The sequence below is a fragment of the Streptomyces lichenis genome, assembly GCF_023218175.1.
Lineage (GTDB): Bacteria > Actinomycetota > Actinomycetes > Streptomycetales > Streptomycetaceae > Streptomyces > Streptomyces lichenis.
In genome coordinates this window covers 161,253-178,561 of sequence record NZ_JALPTH010000013.1, presented here as the reverse complement: position 1 = coordinate 178,561, position 17,309 = coordinate 161,253, and the positions used below count along the sequence as shown (strand labels likewise).

General features: G+C 75.5%; 11 protein-coding genes. 9 read left to right on the top strand and 2 right to left on the bottom strand.

The genetic code is table 11. The features are described from left to right. Positions 1–96: 96 nt before the first annotated feature. Positions 97–1,191, bottom strand: a complete 1,095-nt coding sequence (locus M1O15_RS15575; RefSeq protein WP_248634425.1) for a S1 family peptidase — start codon at positions 1,189–1,191, stop codon at positions 97–99. Between the two features lie 531 nt (positions 1,192–1,722). Between M1O15_RS15575 and M1O15_RS15570 the strand changes: the two genes are divergently transcribed. From M1O15_RS15570 to M1O15_RS15530, 9 genes are all read left to right on the top strand, one after another. Then, on the top strand, positions 1,723–3,027 hold the full coding sequence (locus tag M1O15_RS15570) for an MFS transporter (protein ID WP_248634424.1): 1,305 nt from the start codon (positions 1,723–1,725) through the stop codon (positions 3,025–3,027). A 38-nt stretch (positions 3,028–3,065) separates the two neighbouring features. Beyond that, entirely contained in the window at positions 3,066–4,376 is a 1,311-nt protein-coding gene (locus tag M1O15_RS15565; protein ID WP_248634423.1) for a non-ribosomal peptide synthetase, read from the top strand. A 184-nt stretch (positions 4,377–4,560) separates the two neighbouring features. Next, on the top strand, positions 4,561–7,728 hold the full coding sequence (locus M1O15_RS15560) for a non-ribosomal peptide synthetase (protein WP_248634422.1): 3,168 nt from the start codon (positions 4,561–4,563) through the stop codon (positions 7,726–7,728). After that, the gene (locus tag M1O15_RS15555) at positions 7,725–9,551 is read left to right on the top strand and encodes a non-ribosomal peptide synthetase (protein WP_248634421.1); all 1,827 of its coding nucleotides are present in this window, start codon (positions 7,725–7,727) and stop codon (positions 9,549–9,551) included. The genes M1O15_RS15560 and M1O15_RS15555 overlap by 4 nt, the downstream gene beginning before the upstream one ends. Before the next feature lies 1 nt (position 9,552). Next, on the top strand, positions 9,553–11,553 hold the full coding sequence (locus M1O15_RS15550) for a non-ribosomal peptide synthetase (protein WP_248634420.1): 2,001 nt from the start codon (positions 9,553–9,555) through the stop codon (positions 11,551–11,553). Beyond that, the gene (locus M1O15_RS15545) at positions 11,543–14,467 is read left to right on the top strand and encodes a condensation domain-containing protein (protein WP_248634419.1); all 2,925 of its coding nucleotides are present in this window, start codon (positions 11,543–11,545) and stop codon (positions 14,465–14,467) included. The genes M1O15_RS15550 and M1O15_RS15545 overlap by 11 nt, the downstream gene beginning before the upstream one ends. Before the next feature lie 196 nt (positions 14,468–14,663). Further along, on the top strand, positions 14,664–15,041 hold the full coding sequence (locus M1O15_RS15540; protein WP_248634418.1) for a hypothetical protein: 378 nt from the start codon (positions 14,664–14,666) through the stop codon (positions 15,039–15,041). Positions 15,042–15,159: 118 nt separating this feature from the next. Next, positions 15,160–16,071 (top strand): oxygenase MpaB family protein, encoded by a 912-nt coding sequence (locus M1O15_RS15535; protein ID WP_248634417.1) that lies wholly within the window; start codon positions 15,160–15,162, stop codon positions 16,069–16,071. A gap of 144 nt (positions 16,072–16,215) precedes the next feature. Further along, entirely contained in the window at positions 16,216–16,668 is a 453-nt protein-coding gene (locus M1O15_RS15530; protein ID WP_248634416.1) for a lamin tail domain-containing protein, read from the top strand. Positions 16,669–16,781: 113 nt separating this feature from the next. Here the strand turns inward: M1O15_RS15530 and M1O15_RS15525 are convergent, their stop codons facing one another. Then, on the bottom strand, positions 16,782–17,216 hold the full coding sequence (locus M1O15_RS15525; RefSeq protein ID WP_248634415.1) for an SH3 domain-containing protein: 435 nt from the start codon (positions 17,214–17,216) through the stop codon (positions 16,782–16,784). Positions 17,217–17,309: the final 93 nt, after the last annotated feature.

The following is a 17,309-nucleotide window of genomic DNA, read 5'->3' as shown; positions in this document are numbered from 1 at the left end:
GGACACCGGTGAGGGGACGGGCCTGGGGGCGGGCAGGGCGAAGGGCCCCGGGTGCCTGAGCATCCGGGGCCCTGCCGTGCGCTGGTGCCGCTGGGGTCAGCCGATGGTGGCGCCGGTGGCGCTCAGCGCCTCGGTCACCGGCTGGAAGAAGGTCTCCCCACCCGAGGAGCAGTCCCCACTGCCACCCGAGGTCAGACCCACCGCCGCGTCACCCGAGAACAGCGAACCGCCACTGTCCCCCGGCTCCGCACACACATCGGTCTGGATCAGACCCTCCACCACATCACCATTGCCGTAGTTCACCGTGGCGTCCAACCCCGTCACCGTGCCCTCATGCACCTGCGTCGTCGAACCCGAACGCGTCACCTTCATCCCCACGGTCGCCTCGGCCGCCTTGGTGATCGCCTGCGTCCCACCGCCGTACAGGTTCACCTCACTCGGCGCCCGCACATCACCCGCGTACTTCACCAACGCGAAGTCATTGCCCGGGAACTGCGAATCCACCATCGTCCCCACCGGCGCACCCCCCGCCGACTCCGACCACTCACTACCCGTCTCACCGCAGTGCCCCGCCGTGATGAAGTGCGGCGCACCGTCCTTCACCACGTTGAAGCCCAGGGAGCAGCGCCCGCCGCCGGAGTGGATCGCGTCCCCGCCGGAGAGGAAGGTGCGGAACTCGCCCTGGGTGCGCTTCAACTCCGCCTTGCCGCCCAGCTCCTCGACCGCCGCGGTCACCTTCGCCAGATCCGCACCCTTCACCGTGCGGTCGGCGGTCACGATCACCGTGTTGGTCTCGGGGTCGACCGCCCAGGAGGTGCCCGGCACCGAGGCGTCCTTCTTCAGCTCACCACGGGCCGCCTTCAGCTCCACCAGCGTGTTCTCCACGACTCTGGCCTCACCACCCGCCGCACGCACCGCGTCCACACCCGCCTGATCCACCACATTCACCACGAGCTTCCTCGCCGAGGCGTCGTAGTAGGCGCCCGCCGCCTCGGTACCCAGCGTGGACTCCAGCTTCGAGGCCAGCGAGCCGGCCGCCGCCACCGACAGGGTCCGGGGCTTCGGCGCTTCCGCGCCCGGGTCCTGGCTGGCGTTCGCGGTCTGGATGGTCAGGCCCGCGCCGAGCAGGGCCGCTATGGCGCCGCCCGTCACCACTGCCGTCCGCCGCTTCGTCGTTCGACGATGATTCACTGTGTCGCCTTCCTGTGGGGCCGTGCCGTGCGGAGCGTGGGGCACCGGGTGGCACGGAGGATGGGCCGCTCACTATTCCGACGCCTCGGCGACGGCGACAAGTCTCATCGAGTGAGACACACGTGACCTTCACACCGGTCACAACGACGTCATGTTCACAACACAACGCAGCGCACCGGTGCAGAAGCCCGGAAGACGGCCGGGTGGGCGCGCGGGCGAATGGGTGCCTCTTGCACTCCTTAGCAGAAGGAATGACCCATTCCGCCTGTGTGGAGGGAAAGTGGCAACTTTCGGCCAGAGTGACCCCCGTTGGTTCGCGGAGGGCGTCGGCGGCCTCCCGGGTGGCGGTGGCGGACCGTGTTCGCGGTGCCGCACGGGGTGACACCGCTCAGAGATCACCGCGCTTCATCCGGAGACCGTCTCCCCATCGCGGAAAATTTCCTGCACCGTTGCTAAAACGCCGAAGAAAAATGATCAAAAATGGACAGCTCGCGTTGACGACTGATCATTCGTTCGGTGAAGGTCGCTCATATGTCCGTAACCCACACCGTCTCCGGGCGCGGGGGTCCGCTGCGCCTGCGGGACTTCCGGTTGCTGCTGGCCGGCGCCGCGGCCGGCCAGGCGGGCGCCCAGATCACCCTGGTGGCGCTGCCGCTGGTGGCCGTCCTCGTACTCGACGCCTCCCCGCTGGAGGTGGGCGCGCTCACTGCCGCGGAGACGGCCGCCTTTCTGCTGATCGGCCTGCCCGCCGGGGCCTGGGTCGACCGGATGCGCAAGCTTCCGCTGATGATCCGCGCCGACGTGGTCCGGGCGGCCGCCATGGCGAGCGTCCCGCTGGCCGGGATCGCCGGGGTCCTGACGATGGCCCAGCTCTATCTGGTGGCCCTGGTCACCGGGGCCGCCACCGTCTTCTTCGACGTGGCGCACCAGAGCTTCCTGCCCCGGCTGCTCCCCCGTGAACAGCTGGTGGCCGGCAACGGCGCGCTGGAGGTGGTGCGTTCCTCCGCGCAGGTGGCGGGCCCCGGTCTCGGGGGCGGGCTGGTGCAGCTCGCGGGGGCCCAGCTGGCGGTCGCGGCCAACGCGGTCGGCTATGCGCTCAGCGCGCTGTTCCTGCTCGGCATCAAGGACACCGAGGAGCGGCCGGAGCCCGTGCCGGGCGCCTCGCTCACCGGGGAGGTCGCCGAGGGGCTCCGCTTCGTCGTCCGCCACCCGCTGCTGCGGGTGATCGCCGCCGCCACCGCCCTGGGGAACTTCCTCGCCGCCATCCTGATGGCCGTACAGACCGTCTTCCTGGTCCGGACGCTGGAACTGCCGCCCACCGCACTGGGGTTGGTGTACTCGGCGGCCGCCGTCGGCGGACTGGCCGGTGCGCTGTGCGCCGGGGCGATCGGCCGCCGGTTCGGGCAGGCCCGGGTGATCTGGCTGGCGCCGCTGGCCACCGGCCCCTTCGCGGTGCTCTGGCCGCTGTCCTCCGGCGGCGCGGGCGCGGCCCTGTTCGCGGTGGCCTCGGGCACGGTGTTCTTCGGTGCGGTGGTCTACAACGTGGCGCAGGTGAGCTTCCGCCAGTCGCTCTGCCCGCCGCGGCTGCTGGGCCGGATGAACGCCACCCTGCGGTTCCTGATGTGGGGCACCCTGCCGCTGGGCGCGCTGGCGGGTGGCGCCCTGGCCGAGGGCCTCGGTCCGCGCACGGCGCTGGTCTGCTGCGCCGCCGGCTTCCTGCTGGTCCCCCTGCCGCTGCTGCTCTCCCCGCTGCGCCGGATGCGCGACCTGCCGGCCCCCGCGGACGCCGACGCCCAGGCCGACGATGCCGCGCCCGCCGGGGCGGGCACCCCATGAGCGGCGGACGACGACACACCACCTCCGGAAGGGATCCCGTGCAGAGCATCACCGGTCAGTACCTGGCCCGCTACCGGCGGCTCGACGAGGGCGGGGAGGCACCGCTGCTGCTGCCGGCCACCGGGGCGCAGCGCCGCTTTCTGCTGGTGCGCGCCCTGGACCGCGCGGGCCGTCCGGACCTGGTGCCGATGTTCTTCGCCTTCCCCGCGGGGACCGTGGACCCGGAGCGGCTGCGCGCCGCGGCGGCGCGGCTGGCCGCCCGGCATCCCGCGCTGCGGGCCCGGCCCTCGGTGGTACGGGGCATCCCGGTGCTCCGGCTCGCCGAGCCGGAGGTCCCGGTGGCCCGGGTGGCCCGGCTGGCCGGGGAGAGCGCCGAGGACGCGCTGCGCCGCGCCCTGGCCGAATGGGCCGTGGACGGGCCGCCGATGCGGATCCTGCTGGCGGAGGACACGGGCGGCGGTGAACCGGGACAGGCCCGCGAGATCCTGGCCATCGTCCTGGACCACGCCGTGTGCGACGGCTGGTCGCTGGGGCGGATCGTGGCGGAGCTCGGCGCGGCCTACGAGGAGCGGGGCGCCGAGGAGGCGGACGGGGACGGGGCGGACGACCGGCCGGCCGACTACCGGGCGGCGGTGCTGGCGCAGCTCGACGCCGAGGAGCGCGCGTCCACCCCGGCCGCCCTGGACTACTGGGGCGAGCGGCTGCGCACCGTACGGGAGCACACCGCACCGCCGGTGCCCTCCGCGACCGGCGCGTCCAGTGGCGCTTTGCGGGTCCGGCTGCCGGGCGTCCCCGGCGGGGTGGGCTTCCCGGCCCTGCTGGACGGCTGCACGGCGGCGGTGCAGGCGCTGTACGGGGCGGAGGGCGGGCCCGTACCGCTCGGCTACCCCTGGGGCGGCCGGCCGCCGGGGGCCGAAGAGGTGCTCGGCTGCTTCCTCAACACCCTGGTCTTCCCCGCCGGTTCGGATCAGGGGGCGGGCCGGGACTCCACCACCGAGCGCTGGTGGGACGACCTGGACCGGGCCGACACCCCCTTCGACGCGGTGGTCCAGGCGGCCAGGGCCGCGGGCTCCGCGTGGTCCGGGGCGCTGGCCGGGCTGCTGACCGTGGACGATGTACGGGACCGGCCGGCGCTGGTCCTCGGCGGTGTCCCCGGCCGGGAGGCCGAGGTGGACGGGCGCCCGGTGCGCGGCCCGTTCGCGGTCTCGGTCACCCAGGGCGACGGGCTGCGGCTGCGGATGGTGTGGGACCGCGCGGTCCTCGCCGACCGGGACGCCGAGCGTGCCTTCGCCGCCCTCACCGACGCGCTGCGGGTGCCCGAAGGGCCCGAAGCGACGCTGGTTCTCTGACTTCTCCCCGTACCGCCGGCGGCGCCGGACCGTGTTCCGCACGGCGGCGCCGCACCCTGCCGGCCCCACCCATGTCGGCGACCCCACCCGGGCCCGCGCGTGATCCGCGTACGGCCCACCCCCCACCGCCCGGCACCACCGTGCCCGGGCGTGTCCGCACGACCCGACAACCCAGGGATCGCCCATGTTTCCGCTCTCCTCCTCGCAGGAGATCGTGTGGCTGCACGAGCAGGTGCACACCGGCAGCCGTGCCTACAACTTCACCGCCGCCCTCGATCTGTGGGGCACCCTCGACCCCGAGGCGCTGCGCCGCGGCCTGGCCGCCACCCTCGACCGCCATCCCGGACTGCGGCTGGAGCTGGTCGATGTACCGGGCTCGGTGCCCGGGCAGCGGGTGGCCGAGGAGTGCGCGCCGCGGCTGCGCACCGTGGACCTCAGCGGCCGGCCCGATCCGGACGCCGCCTTCCAGGAGCTGCTGCGCACCGAGGCGGAGACCTCGCTCGACACCCATGAGGCCCCGCTGCTGCGCTGGACGCTGGTGCGGATGGCCGCCGACCGGCACCGGCTCATCCACGTCGAGCACCATCTGATCCATGACGGCCACTCGTTCGCGATCCTGCTGCGGGACGTGTTCACCGTCTACCGCGCCCAGGTGCTGGGCGAGCCGGTCACCCTGCCCCGGCCCTCCTCGTACGCCGACCATGTCCGGGCGCAGCTGGCCGAGCAGGAGGCCCGGCGGGCGCGTACGGCGGCCGGGGAGCGCGACGAGTCCCTGGCCTTCTGGACCGGGCTGCTCGGGGACCTGCCCCGGGACATGCCGCTGCCCGGGCTGGCCCGGCCCGGGGCCCGGCGCCGGCACCGCGGCGGCCAGTTGCGCCAGACCATCGGCGCCGACCTCGCCGAGCGGCTGCGGGCGCACGCCAAGGAGAACGGCTTGACCCCGTTCGCCGTACTGCTGGGGCTGTTCGCGGAGTTGCTGCGGCGGCACAGCGGGCGCTCCTCGATGGTGGTCGGCACCGCCGTCGGCAACCGGCCGCGCGGGTACGAGGACGCGGTCGGGATGTTCGTCAACACCATCCCGCTGCCGCTGCGGCTGGACCCGGCGGCGCCCGCGCAGGAGGCGACCGAGGAGGTCACCGATGTCCTGATCCGGGCGCTGCCCCATCAGGGCACCCCGGTACAGGAGCTGACCCGGGAGCTGGGGCTGCACACCAGCGGCGCGGACAATCCGCTGTTCGGGGTGATGTTCAGCGCCCATGACGCCGAGCTGCCGGAGATCGACGTACCGGGCCTGGACGTCACCCTGTTCGAGGGGTTCAACACCGGCACCACCCGCTTCGACCTCGATGTGGTGCTGCTGCCCGACGACCGGCGCGGGGTGAGCCCCCGGCAGGGGGTGGCCGGGATGACCCTGGTCTGGGACTACGACGCCGACCTGTTCGGCGAGGAGGTCGCCACCCTGCTGGCCGAGCGCCTGGCGGGCCTCTGCCGCGCCTATCTGGACTCCTCCGGCACCCCTCTGGCCGACCTCGCCCCGCAGCCGGTTCCGGAGGTGCCGGCCGTCCCGGCATCCGCCCGTGACCGCGATCTGCTGGACCCGCTGGCCGCGCACGACCCGGCCCGGCCCGCGCTGCTGACCGGGGAACGGACGCTGAGCTACGGCGAGTTGGACGCGCTGGTCGCCTCGCTGGCCGAGCGGCTGCGGGCGGCCGGGGTGCGGGCCGGTCAGCCGGTGGCGGCGGTGCTGCCGCGCGGTGCCGACTCGGTGGTGACCCTGCTGGCCTGTCTGCGCACCGGGGCGGTGTACTGCCCGCTCTCCCCGTCCGATCCGCCCGCCCGGCTGGCGGCGCTGCTCGACCGGCTGGCCCCGGCGCTGGTGCTGACCTCGCCGGACGCCCCGATCCCCGTACCGGCCGGGCTGCCCGCCGCCGAGGTGCGCGCGCCCCGGCTGCCGCCGGCCGCGCCGGCCGCCACCCTGCCCGGCGCGGTGTACGTCATCCACACCTCGGGCTCGACCGGGATGCCCAAGCCGGTCGCGGTGGGCCGGGTCGCGCTGGAGAACCATCTGACGGGCGCCGCCGAGGTGTTCGGGCTGGTGCCCGAGGACCGGGTGCTGCTCTTCGCCCAGCCGTCGTTCGATGTGTCGCTGGAGGAGGTGCTGCCCTCGCTGCACGCCGGGGCCTGCCTGGTGGTGCCCGCTGTGGAGGTGCCGACGGGGGCGGAGCTGGCCGAGTCGCTGGTCGCCACCGGGGTCACCGTCGCCAATCTGCCCACCAGTTACTTCCTGGCCGTGCGCGGGGAGCTGACCGCCGTGCTGGCGGGCGGCCGCTGGGCCCCCAGGGTGCTGGCGCTGGGCGGCGAGCGGCTGCCGGCCGAGGTGGCCCGCGCCTTCCGGGGCCTGACCGGCGCCCGGCTGTTCAATGTGTACGGGGTCACCGAGGCGGCGATCAGCTCCACCGCGTACGAGATCACCGCCGGGAGCCTGGACGGGGCGGCGGAAGTGCCGCTCGGCACCGAGCTGCCCGGGCAGCGGGTGTACGTGCTGGACGCGCACCGGCGGCCGCTGCCGGACGGCGCGGTGGGCGAACTGGCCATCGGTGGCGCCGGATTGGCCGAGGGCTACCCGGGCCGTCCGGAGGTCACCGAGGCCCGGTTCCCGGAGGTCGCCGCGCTCGGCGGGCAGCGGGTCTATCTCACCGGCGACCTCGGCTACCGGGGCCTCGACGGGCTGCTGTACTTCCTGGGCCGCCGCGACCACCAGGTCAAACTGCGCGGCTACCGCATCGAGTTGGAGGAGGTGGAGGCGGCGGCGTCCACCATCCTCGGCGGACGGTCCTGCGCGGTGGTGCTGGACCGCGAGGGGCCCGGGGCGCCGCGGCTGGTCGGCTTCCTGGAGCAGGGCGGCGAGGCGGACGCCTGGAGTGAGCGGGCGCTGCACGAGGAGCTGGGGCGCAGGCTGCCGGCCGCGCTGGTCCCGGCCCGGTGGGCGCGGCTGGAGCGGCTGCCGGTGCTGGCCGGCGGCAAGCCGGACCGGTCCGCGCTGACCCGGGCGGCGGCGGTCCTGGAGGGCGCCCCGGAGCCGGAGGCCGCCTCGGCCGCCCTCCCGGACGGCGACCCGATGACGGCGCTGCTCGCCGACGGCTGGCGGACGGTGCTGGGCCACGACCGCTTCGACGCCTCCTCGCACTTCTTCCACACCGGCGGCCACTCGCTGCTCGCCGCCCGGCTCGCCGCCTGGCTGGAACCGCGGCTCGGCCACCGGCCGCCGCTGCGGGTGCTGTTCCAGCACCCGGTCCTGGCCGACCAGGCCGGCGCCCTCGCCGCCACGACCACCCCGCTGGAGTCCCGATGACCGCCGCAGCCCCGATGACCCGGACCACGGGCGCCGCCGTGCTCGCCCGCTTCGAGGAGTGGGCGGCGGCCGCCCCGCAGGCGCCCGCCGTGGTGGACGGCCCGCACCGCTGGTCGTACGCGGAGGTGTCGGAGGCCGCCGACCGGGCCGCCGGCATCCTGCGCGACCGGGTGCGCCCGGGCGATCTGGTGGGCGTCTGCCTCGACCGCTCCGCCGCCCTAGTGGTCACCGCCGTGGCGCTGGCCCGGCTGGGCGCGGTGTACCTTCCGCTCGGCCCGCGCCCCGGGGCGCGCCGCACCGAGGCGGTGACCGAGGACCTGGACGTGGTGTGCCTGATCGGCGCCCCGGAGGTCCTGCCGCCCCGGCACCGGGACGCCGAGCGGGTCGCGCTCCCGCTGCCGGTGGCCGGTGCCAACGCCGTGGACGCGGTGGTGGCGGCGTTCGCCGAGCGGCCCGAGGGGGCCCGGCGGGCGCCCGAGGGCAGCTTCTACGCGGTGCTCACCTCGGGCTCCACCGGCCGCCCCAAGGCGGTGGCGGTCGGTGAGCGCTCGCTGACCGGGCTGCTGGACTGGTACCGGGAGGCGGTCGGACTGGCCCCCGGCGACCGGCAGTCGCTGCTCATCGGGGTCGCCTTCGACCCGCATCTGCTGGAGTTGTGGGCCGGGCTGACCTCGGGGGCGGCGCTGGTCCCGGCCCCGGACGAGGTGCGCTGGGACCCCTCCGCGCTCACCGACTGGTGGCGGGAGGCCGCCGTGACAGTGGCGGTCGCGGCGACCCCGATGGTGGAGCCGCTGCTCGACCGGCCCTGGCCGAAGGGGCTGGTGCTGCGCCAGCTGGTGTCCGGTGGGGACCGGATGCGCCGCCACCCGGGCCCGGAGGTGACCGCCACCGTGCACAACGCCTACGGCCCGGCCGAGGCCACCGTGGTCACCACCGTGCACACCATGCGTCCCGGTGAGGGGCCCGCTGATCGCTCGGCCGCCCCGCCGATCGGCCGCCCGATCCCGGGCGCGTCCGTGCTGGTCACCGACGGCGAGGGACGGCCGGTGCCGCCCGGTGCGGAGGGGGAGCTGCGCATCGGCGGCGACTGCCTGGCGCTGGGCTACCTCGACCCGGAGCTGACCGCCCACCGGTTCGCCCAGGAGGGCGGTACGCGGGCGGGGTCGGGCCGCTGGTACCGCACCGGCGACCGGGTGCGGATGCGCGCGGACGGGCTGCTGGAGTTCCTGGGCCGCCTGGACGACCAGGTGAAGATCAGCGGGGTGCGGATCGAACCGGCCGAGGTGGAGGCGGCGTTCGAGCAGGACCCGTCGGTGCGCGGCGCCGTGGTCACGGTCGCCCGCACCCCCGAGGGCCGTGCCCGGCTGGTCGCCCATGTGCGGCCGGTCCCGGGGGCGCGGCCCACCGCGAGCGCGCTGCTCTCCGCCGTACGCGGCTGGCTGCCCGAGCAGGCCGTGCCCGGCACCGTACGGATCACCGACGCCTTCCCGCTGGACGCCAACGGCAAGGTGGACCGCGCCGAGCTGGCCCGCCGGGCGGAGGCCCCCGCCCCGGCGGCCGGGTCCGAGGGGAACACCTTCGGCGAACGGCTGGTGCTGGCGGCCGTACGCGAGCTGCTCGGCCGCCCGGACGCCGCACTGGACGAGGGCTTCACCGCCGCCGGGGGCACCTCGCTGGCCGCCGCCCGGCTGCTGACCGTCATCGAGGACGAGGCCGGGATCCGGCTGCGCGCCTCCGCCCTGCTGCGCCAGCCCGACCTGCGGTCCATCGCCGCCCTGGTCGACGCCAAGCGCGCCGACTCCGCCCGCCCGGAAGGGAACTGACATGGACGCCCACATCATCGGCAACGGCATGGACCGGCCGGGCCCGTCCCCCGTCCCGCCGACGCTGCCCGAACTGGTGCTCCGGCACGCCCGGCGCACCCCCGGCGCGCTGGCCGTCACCGACGGGGACACCACCCTCACCTACGCCGAACTGACCGCCGCCGCGGGCTCCTTGGCCGGTCAGTTGCGTCGGCACGGGGTGCGGACCGGTGACCGGGTGGGGCTGCTGGTCCCTCGGTCCGCCACCACGGTCGTCGCCCAGCTGGCGCTGTGGTGGGCGGGCGCGGTGTGCGTCCCGCTCGACCCGGCCCACCCCCGGCCCCGTACCGAGGCGATGGCCGCCGACGCCGGGATCAGCCTCACCCTCGGCGACTCCAAGCTGCTGGAGTCGGCGGCCCTCACCGGCCGGACGCTCGCCCTGCCGGTCACCGGCCACGAGGCGGCCCCCCGTACGGAGGAGTGGGCGCCGCCCGCCCCGTCCGCGACCGCCTTCATCATGTTCACCTCCGGGTCCACCGGCCGCCCCAAGGGCGTGGCCGTGCCGCACGGGGCGGTCGCCGAACTCCTCGCCGACCCGGCGTTCGTGACGCTGACCGCCCGCGACCGGGTGCTCTTCCACTCCCCCACCACCTTCGACGCCTCCACCTTCGAGGTATGGGGCCCCCTGGCCAACGGGGCGGCCGTGGTGGTGTGCACCGTGGAGAAGCCCTCCTTCGAGGACCTGGCCCGCCATGTGGAGCGCCACGGGGTCACCGTCGCCTTCCTCACCACCGCCCTCTTCCACCAGCTGGCGGCCCGCCGCTCCCGGCTCTTCTCGGTGCTGCGGTCCGTGGTGGTGGGCGGCGAGGCGCTGGCCGCCCGGCCCGCCCGGGAGGTCCTGGCGGCCTTCCCCTGGCTGGAGCTGGTCAACGGCTACGGGCCGACGGAGACCACCACCTTCGCCACCGCCCACCGGGTGACCGCGGCCGACTGCGAGGGCCAGGTGCCCATCGGCCGGCCGGTCGCCGGGGCCACCGCGCATGTCCTTGACTCCGAGGGCGCGCCGGTGGCGGACGGGGAGCGCGGCGAGCTGTGGATCGGCGGCAGCCGGCTGTCGCAGGGGTACGCGGGCCGACCCGAGCTCACCGCCGAGCGGTTCACCGACCACCCGGGCGCCGGGCGCCTCTACCGCACCGGCGATGTGGTCTCCCGGGACCCTGACGGCCTGCTGCGCTTCCACGGCCGCACCGACGACCAGGTGAAGATCCGCGGTCACCGGGTGGAGCCGGGCGAGGTGGAGCACGCGCTGCGGAGCCTGGACCAGGTGGACGACGCCGCGGTCACCGTCGACCGCCCCGAGGGGGGTGACATCCGGCTGGTGGGGCATGTGGTCGCCGCCGCCGGGCCGGTGCCGCGCACCACCGCGCTGCGCGAACGGCTGGCGGCCCTGCTGCCCGCCCCGCTGGTGCCGGAGGAGCTGAGGATCGTCGAGCGGCTGCCGCTCACCGCCTCCGGCAAGGTCGACCGCCGGCTGCTGGCGGCGGCCCCGGCCCCGGACGCGGCCGACGGGGCGGCCACCGCGCCGCTCACCCCGCTCCAGGAGGCCGTCGCCCAGGTGTGGGCGCGGGCGCTGGGCTGCGAGGTGACCCGTGCGGACGCCGACTTCCTGGCCCTGGGCGGGCACTCGCTGCTCGCCCTGGTGGTCACCGACGACCTGCGCGAGGAGCTGGGCGTGGAGATCGCCCTGGCAGACTTCTTCACCGCCCCCACGGTGGCGGCGCACGCTGCCCTGGTGGAGCACGCCCTGCTCGCCGCGCACGCCGATCTGCGCCCCGACGACCGTCCTGACGGCCGTCCTGATGGCCCGTCCGGCGGCCGCCCCGATGGCCCGTCTGGCGGTCTTTCCGGCGGTCCTTCCAGCGGCCTTCCCGGCGGTCCTTCCAGCGGCCTTTCCGGCGGTCCTTCCAGCGGCCTTTCCGGCAGCTTTTCCGGTGACCTTTCGGAGGTTGCAGATGCCCGCTGAGCATGTGTCCCCTTCCTCCTCCACCGCCTTCCAGGAGGAGCTGCTGCGCCGGGCCCGCGCCCGTCGCGCCTCTGTCCCGGTCGATGCGCCTGGCACCGCCGCCGCGGCGGTCGGGGAGCGGGCGCCGCTGTCCCACGCCCAGCACCGGATGTGGCTGATGGAGCGCCTTGGTGGTACCGGCGACTCCTACGCCGTACCGTTCGCCACCCGGGTGCGCGGGGCGCTGGACCTAGCGGCGCTGGAGGCGGCGCTGACCGGCCTGGTCGCCCGGCACAGCGCGCTGCGGGTGCGCTTCCGCGAGGAGGCGGAAGCCGTCGAGCCGTATCGGCAGACGCCGTACCAGGAGACGCTGCCCGCGCCGGAGCGGATCGCGCTGCCGGTCGTCCGCTGCGAGCCTGCCGAGGCCGCGGAGCTGCTGGCCCGCGAGGCGCGGCGCCCGTTCGACCTGGCGGCGGGCGCGCTGCCCCGGGCGCTGGTGCTCCGCCACGGCGAGCGGGACCACACGGTGCTGGTGGTCTTCCACCACATCACCATCGACGGCGGCTCGCTGGAGACGGTCGCCACCGAGCTGGCCGCGCTCTACTCGGCCGCCACGAGCGGCGGTCCGGCGGTGCTGCCCGGCACCCCGCCGCAGTACCTCGACCACGCGCGCCGCGAGCACGCCGGCGCGGGCGGCCATGAACCGGGGCTGCGCCACTGGGCGGAGCGGCTGGCCGGGGCGGCGCCGGTCTCGCTGCCGGGTCCGGCCCGGGGCACGTCCACCGGAAGCGTGGCGGTCTCCCGTTCGCTGCCCGCCTCGCTCCCGGCCGAGCTGCGCGAGTTGGGCACCCGCCATGGCGCCACCCTCTTCACGGTCGCGCTGGCCGCCGCGTTCGCCTCGCTGCACCGGCTGACCGGCACCGACGACCTGGTGATCGGGGTCGCCGGTACGCACCGCCGGGGCAGCGCGATGCGCGGTCTGGTCGGGCTGTGCGTCAACACCCTGCCCGTACGGGTGGACCTCGGCGGTGACCCGGCGTTCGCCACCCTGCTCGGGCGGGTTCGCGAGGCGCTGCTCGACGCCCAGCACCACGGTGACGTGCCGTTCGACCTGATCCTGGGCCGGCTGGGGGCCGCGGCCCGGGGCGGTGACGGTACGGGGCTGGTGCGGGTCACCGCGGACCTGCCGGGTGAGCCGGTCGCGCTGCGGCTGCCGGGCACCAGCGGCGAGTATGTCGACGTCCCGGCCTCCACCGCCAAGTTCGACCTGTCGTTCTGCCTCCTGGAGGGCGGCCCGCTGGACGGTGGCGGCCTGCCGGCCGCGCTGGTGCAGTACGCGGGCCCGGCGCTGGACGAGGAGACCGGGATCGCGCTGGCCGAGGCGCATGCCGCGGTGCTCACCTCGGTGGCCGCCGACCCGGCGCTGCCGCTCTCCGCGCTGCCGTCCGTGGCCCGCCCGGAGGAGGCGCGCTCCGCGCACCCGGCCGAGTCGGTCCTGCGGTCGCATCCGCAGGTGGCCGAGGCGGCCGTGGTCGCGCCACCGGGTGGCGGTCCGGTGCTGGCGTACGCGGTGCCGTGCGGGGTGTCCGCCCCGCCGCCCGCCGAGTTGCGCGCCCGGCTGCGCACCCGGTTGCCGTCGGCACAGCTCCCGGCGGCCGTGATGCTGCTGGACGCGATGCCCCGTACGTCTGACGGCTCCCTGGACCGGGCGGCCCTGCCGGGTCTCACCGGCCTCCCTGCGGACGCATCGGGGCCGCGGGCCGAGGCGGTGACCGAGGGCTTCCGGGTCCTGCTGGGCCGCACCCCCGAACCGGACGACGACTTCTTCGCGCTGGGCGGCCACTCGCTGGTGGCCGTGCAGCTCGCCGAACGGCTGCGGGCGGAGCTGCGGTTGCCGCTGACCGGGCTCGACATCCTCCAGGCCCGTACCCCTCGGGAGATCAGCGCCCTGCTGGACGCCCGGGAGGCCGAGCGGACGGCGGCCGAGGCGGCGAAGGCCGCCGCACCGGTGTCCGGTCGGCGCCGTCGCGAGGGCGCGGTGCTGGTCACCGGGGCGACCGGAGGGGTGGGCGCCTTCGTGCTGCGGGAGCTGGCCGCGCGGGGCCGTCCGGTGCTGGCGCTGGCCCGCCCGGAGTCGGCCCATCTCCTCCACGGCGTCGGCGACGGGGTGGAGGTGGTGGAGGGCGACCTCACCGACCTGGACGGGCTGCGCGCGGCGGTACGCGAAGCCGACGCCGTCGTCCACGCGGCCTGCACCTTCACCCGCCATGAGGTGGACCTCGCGGCGATGGCGGCGATGACCGAGGCCTGGCGGTCCGGGCCGTTCGTCTTCGTCAGCAGCGTGGACGCCTACGGCCGCCCGGATGCCGGGGAGGTGGCTGAGGGCGCCCCCTCGGTGGAGCCGCTCAGCCCGTACGGCCGGGCGAAGCGGGACGCCGAGGCGATGCTGCTGGCGGTGGCCGGACGAGGCGGCCGGGGCGGCGCGAGCGCGCTGCGCGCCCCCCTGGTGTGGGGGCCGCACGAGCGGTTCCGCGACCAGTTGCGCTGGGGCGCCACCGGGCTGCTGTACCAGGCGGCGGCCGAGGGCCGTGAGCTGGCCGTACCCCGCCGCCCTGGCCCGGCCGGTCGTGACTGGTACGGGGCGCCCTGGGTGCACGCGGTCGCGCTGGCCCGCGCCGTGGCGGCCGCGCTGGACGCGCCCGTGCACGGTGTCGCCAACACCGTCTCGGGTGAGGTCTCCTGGTGGGACCTGGCCACCGAACTGGTCGCGCTGACCGGGGGCAGCGGCCGGGTGGTGGAGTCCGGCAGCGTCCACCGGGACCTGGACCACGTCTGGCGTTACCGCGCGGACCGCCTGGCCGGGGCCCTGGCCCCGCTTCCAGGGGAGGACTGGCGGACCGCCCTGGCCGCGACGGCGGGCGCGGCCGGCCGCTGAGCGGCGGGGTGGGGGGCAGGCGGCTGAGTGCCAGCCCCCCACCCCTGGGGCGTCCTCACCCGCCCCTGAGTGGCAGCGCTCATGATCGAACACCGGTCCGGTCCCAGCGTGGCCGGTACGGCAACTGGAGAACGGCGCCTACGGCGGCGCGTACGACCCGCTCGGTTCGGGCGCGACCGCCCGCTGGGAGGACGGCATGGAGGCCACCGTCAGCGCGGCGCACCCGGAGGCCGACGACGGCTACAGCCTCACCGCGATCTACGGCAACGGCACGGACACCACCCAGCACCCGGGCGGTGAGGAGCGGGTCGAAGCCGTCTCCGGGATCGGTGACGCCCCGCTGGTCATCCGGTCCGGGGAGCGCACCATGGACTACGACCCGGGCGCCGGCCGGAACTGGACCAACCAGGACGAGAGCGCCGACGCCCTGCTGCCGCCGCCGGCCGAGGACGAGGAACGCCCCGTCCCGGTCCGGCTCAGGTCCGATCGGAAGGGCGTCCCCGTCACCGTGGAGGTCCGTCCGGCAGACCCCGGCTACCGCGATGCGGCGTACTGCCGGCTGACCCTCGGCTGACCGGGCAGACGGGGAGTCCCTTCATCCGACCCGCCGGGGGTTTCCCCACCCCGTCGGGGTTTCCCCGCCCGGATGGGGCGCGGATGGGACACTGGGAGCGTCGAGGCGGGAGGCCCGGATGTCCGACAGGACGGCTTCGGAAGGACGCGGCGGGGCGCGCGGCGGGATGCGGGGCGCCCTGGGCGAGGCCCTGTTCGCGCGGGTGGCCGGCCCGCAGGGCCCGAAGAACCGGCGGCGCATCCACCAGACTCCCGGGCCGCGCTGGTTCGCCCCGGACCGACCGGTGCGGCGGGTGCACGGGGACGCCTCGATGTTCGTCGGCGGTCTGGCCGCGCTGCTGCTCCAGTCGCTGCACCCGCTGGCCATGGCCGCCGTCGCCGAGCACTCCGGTTTCCGGGGTGACCCCTGGGGCCGGCTCGCCCGCACCAGCACCTTCCTCGCCGTGACCACCTTCGGCACCGCGGACGACGCCCGGCAGGCGGTGGACCAGGTACGCGCCATCCACGGCCGGGTCCGCGGAACCACCTCGGACGGTACGCCGTACCGGGCCGACGACCCCCGGCTGCTGGCCTGGGTCCATATCGCCGAGGTCGCCTCGTTCCTCGCGGCCCACCAGCGCTTCGGTGCCCGCCCGCTCGACCCGGCCGGATGCGACGGCTACCTCGCGGACACCGCCCGTATCGCCGAGGCGCTGGGAGCGCAGGACCCACCGCGCGACCGGGCCGCGCTGGCCGCCCGCCTCCGTGACTACCGGCCCGAGTTGCGGGCCACCCCCGAGGCGCGTGAGACGGTCCGCTATCTGCTCCGCCATCCGCCGCTGCCCTGGCCGGCCCGGCCGCCCTACGCGCTGCTGGCCGCCAACGCGGTGGGCCTGCTCCCGCCCTGGGCCCGCGCCGAGCTGGGACTACGGCGTCCGGGCGGAGTGGCCGAGCCCCTGCTCGTACGGCCCGGCGGGCATCTGGTGACCGGCACGATTCGCTGGGCGATGGGGCCCGGGCGGGAGGCGGCGGCCCGAGGACCGCAACCCTGAACAGAATGAACAGCCATGGACGGCCCTGAACAGCCCTGAACACCGATCCGATGATCCGGCTGCGCAACTTTCAACCAATCGCTTAGTCTGAGCGTCCCGCCGGGCCCGAATTGGGGGGTGCCCGGCTGTGAACAAGGGACATTCATGCTGCGTATCCGCTCCATCGCCGCGGCGACCGCTGCCGTGGCGGCGATGGGCATCGTCTCGATGCCCACCCCCGCGCAGGCCGCCGGCTCGGTGCACCTGTACAAGATCTACTACGACAGCCCGGGCACCGACCGCCGGTCGAACGCCAGCCTCAACGCGGAGTACGTCCAGATCCGCAACACCACCAACGCCTCGGTGAACCTGCGGGGTTGGACGGTGACGGACGCTTCCAACCACCGCTACACCTTCGGCGCGTACACCCTGGGACGGGGCAAGACGGTCACCGTCCGCACCGGCCGGGGCACCAACACCGCCGCCAATGTGTACCAGCAGCGGCGCGCGTACGTCTGGAACAACGACCGGGACACCGCCACCCTGAAGAAGGCGAACGGCACCCGCGTCGACACCTGCTCGTACAACTCGACCCGGGTCGACTACAAGGTGTGCTGACGGCTGTCCTCCGGCATCCGCGGCCTTGACGGCCGCCGTGCCGGGCCAGGTGCCCCGGCGGACGGCTTGCGCCGACCCCGTCGGGGCACCTTCACGCCGACCGCGGACCGGGCTCAGATGAACTCGCAGTCGATGGTTGGGTCCGAGGGCCCGTCGACCGGGGCGCCCGGCACCGGGCGGTCGTTGGAGCCGCCGCTGGCGAACACCGCCGAGATCCACCCCAGGGTCCCGCCCGGCGTGATCACCTGGACCCAGTAGGTGTTGGTGTAGGGGCCGTCGGTGACCCGTCCCGGCTCGCCCATGTTCATCTGGCAGTAGGCCCTGACCCGGACCCGGGTCAGCCGCTCGTTCGTGGCGAGGTCGCAGGAGGTGCTCTGGCACGACCGCACCCGGACATCGCTCGCCCATACGTACACGGACCCGCTCGGCGGGTGGGCGGCCGCCGGCTGGGCGGCCGGCAGCACGATCGAGCCGGCGATCGCCAGCGCACCGGCGAGGGGCCGCAGGAACCGGCGGCCGAAGCGGGTGCGGGTGGTGGGGACCGTCATGGTGGAGCCTCTCCCGGTGGTGATGGCGGGCGGCGGGCGCCGCCCCGCACCCTGCCGACGGTCGGCGCCCCTTCCCCGTATGACCACCGCCCC

Coding starts and splice junctions, on each gene's coding strand:
- M1O15_RS15570 (WP_248634424.1), top strand. CDS start 1,723: ATGTCCGTAACCCACACCGTCTCCGGGCGCGGGGGTCCGCTGCGCCTG.
- M1O15_RS15560 (WP_248634422.1), top strand. CDS start 4,561: ATGTTTCCGCTCTCCTCCTCGCAGGAGATCGTGTGGCTGCACGAGCAG.
- M1O15_RS15555 (WP_248634421.1), top strand. CDS start 7,725: ATGACCGCCGCAGCCCCGATGACCCGGACCACGGGCGCCGCCGTGCTC.
- M1O15_RS15550 (WP_248634420.1), top strand. CDS start 9,553: ATGGACGCCCACATCATCGGCAACGGCATGGACCGGCCGGGCCCGTCC.
- M1O15_RS15545 (WP_248634419.1), top strand. CDS start 11,543: ATGCCCGCTGAGCATGTGTCCCCTTCCTCCTCCACCGCCTTCCAGGAG.
- M1O15_RS15540 (WP_248634418.1), top strand. CDS start 14,664: ATGGAGGCCACCGTCAGCGCGGCGCACCCGGAGGCCGACGACGGCTAC.
- M1O15_RS15535 (WP_248634417.1), top strand. CDS start 15,160: ATGTCCGACAGGACGGCTTCGGAAGGACGCGGCGGGGCGCGCGGCGGG.
- M1O15_RS15530 (WP_248634416.1), top strand. CDS start 16,216: ATGCTGCGTATCCGCTCCATCGCCGCGGCGACCGCTGCCGTGGCGGCG.
- M1O15_RS15525 (WP_248634415.1), bottom strand. CDS start 17,216: ATGACGGTCCCCACCACCCGCACCCGCTTCGGCCGCCGGTTCCTGCGG.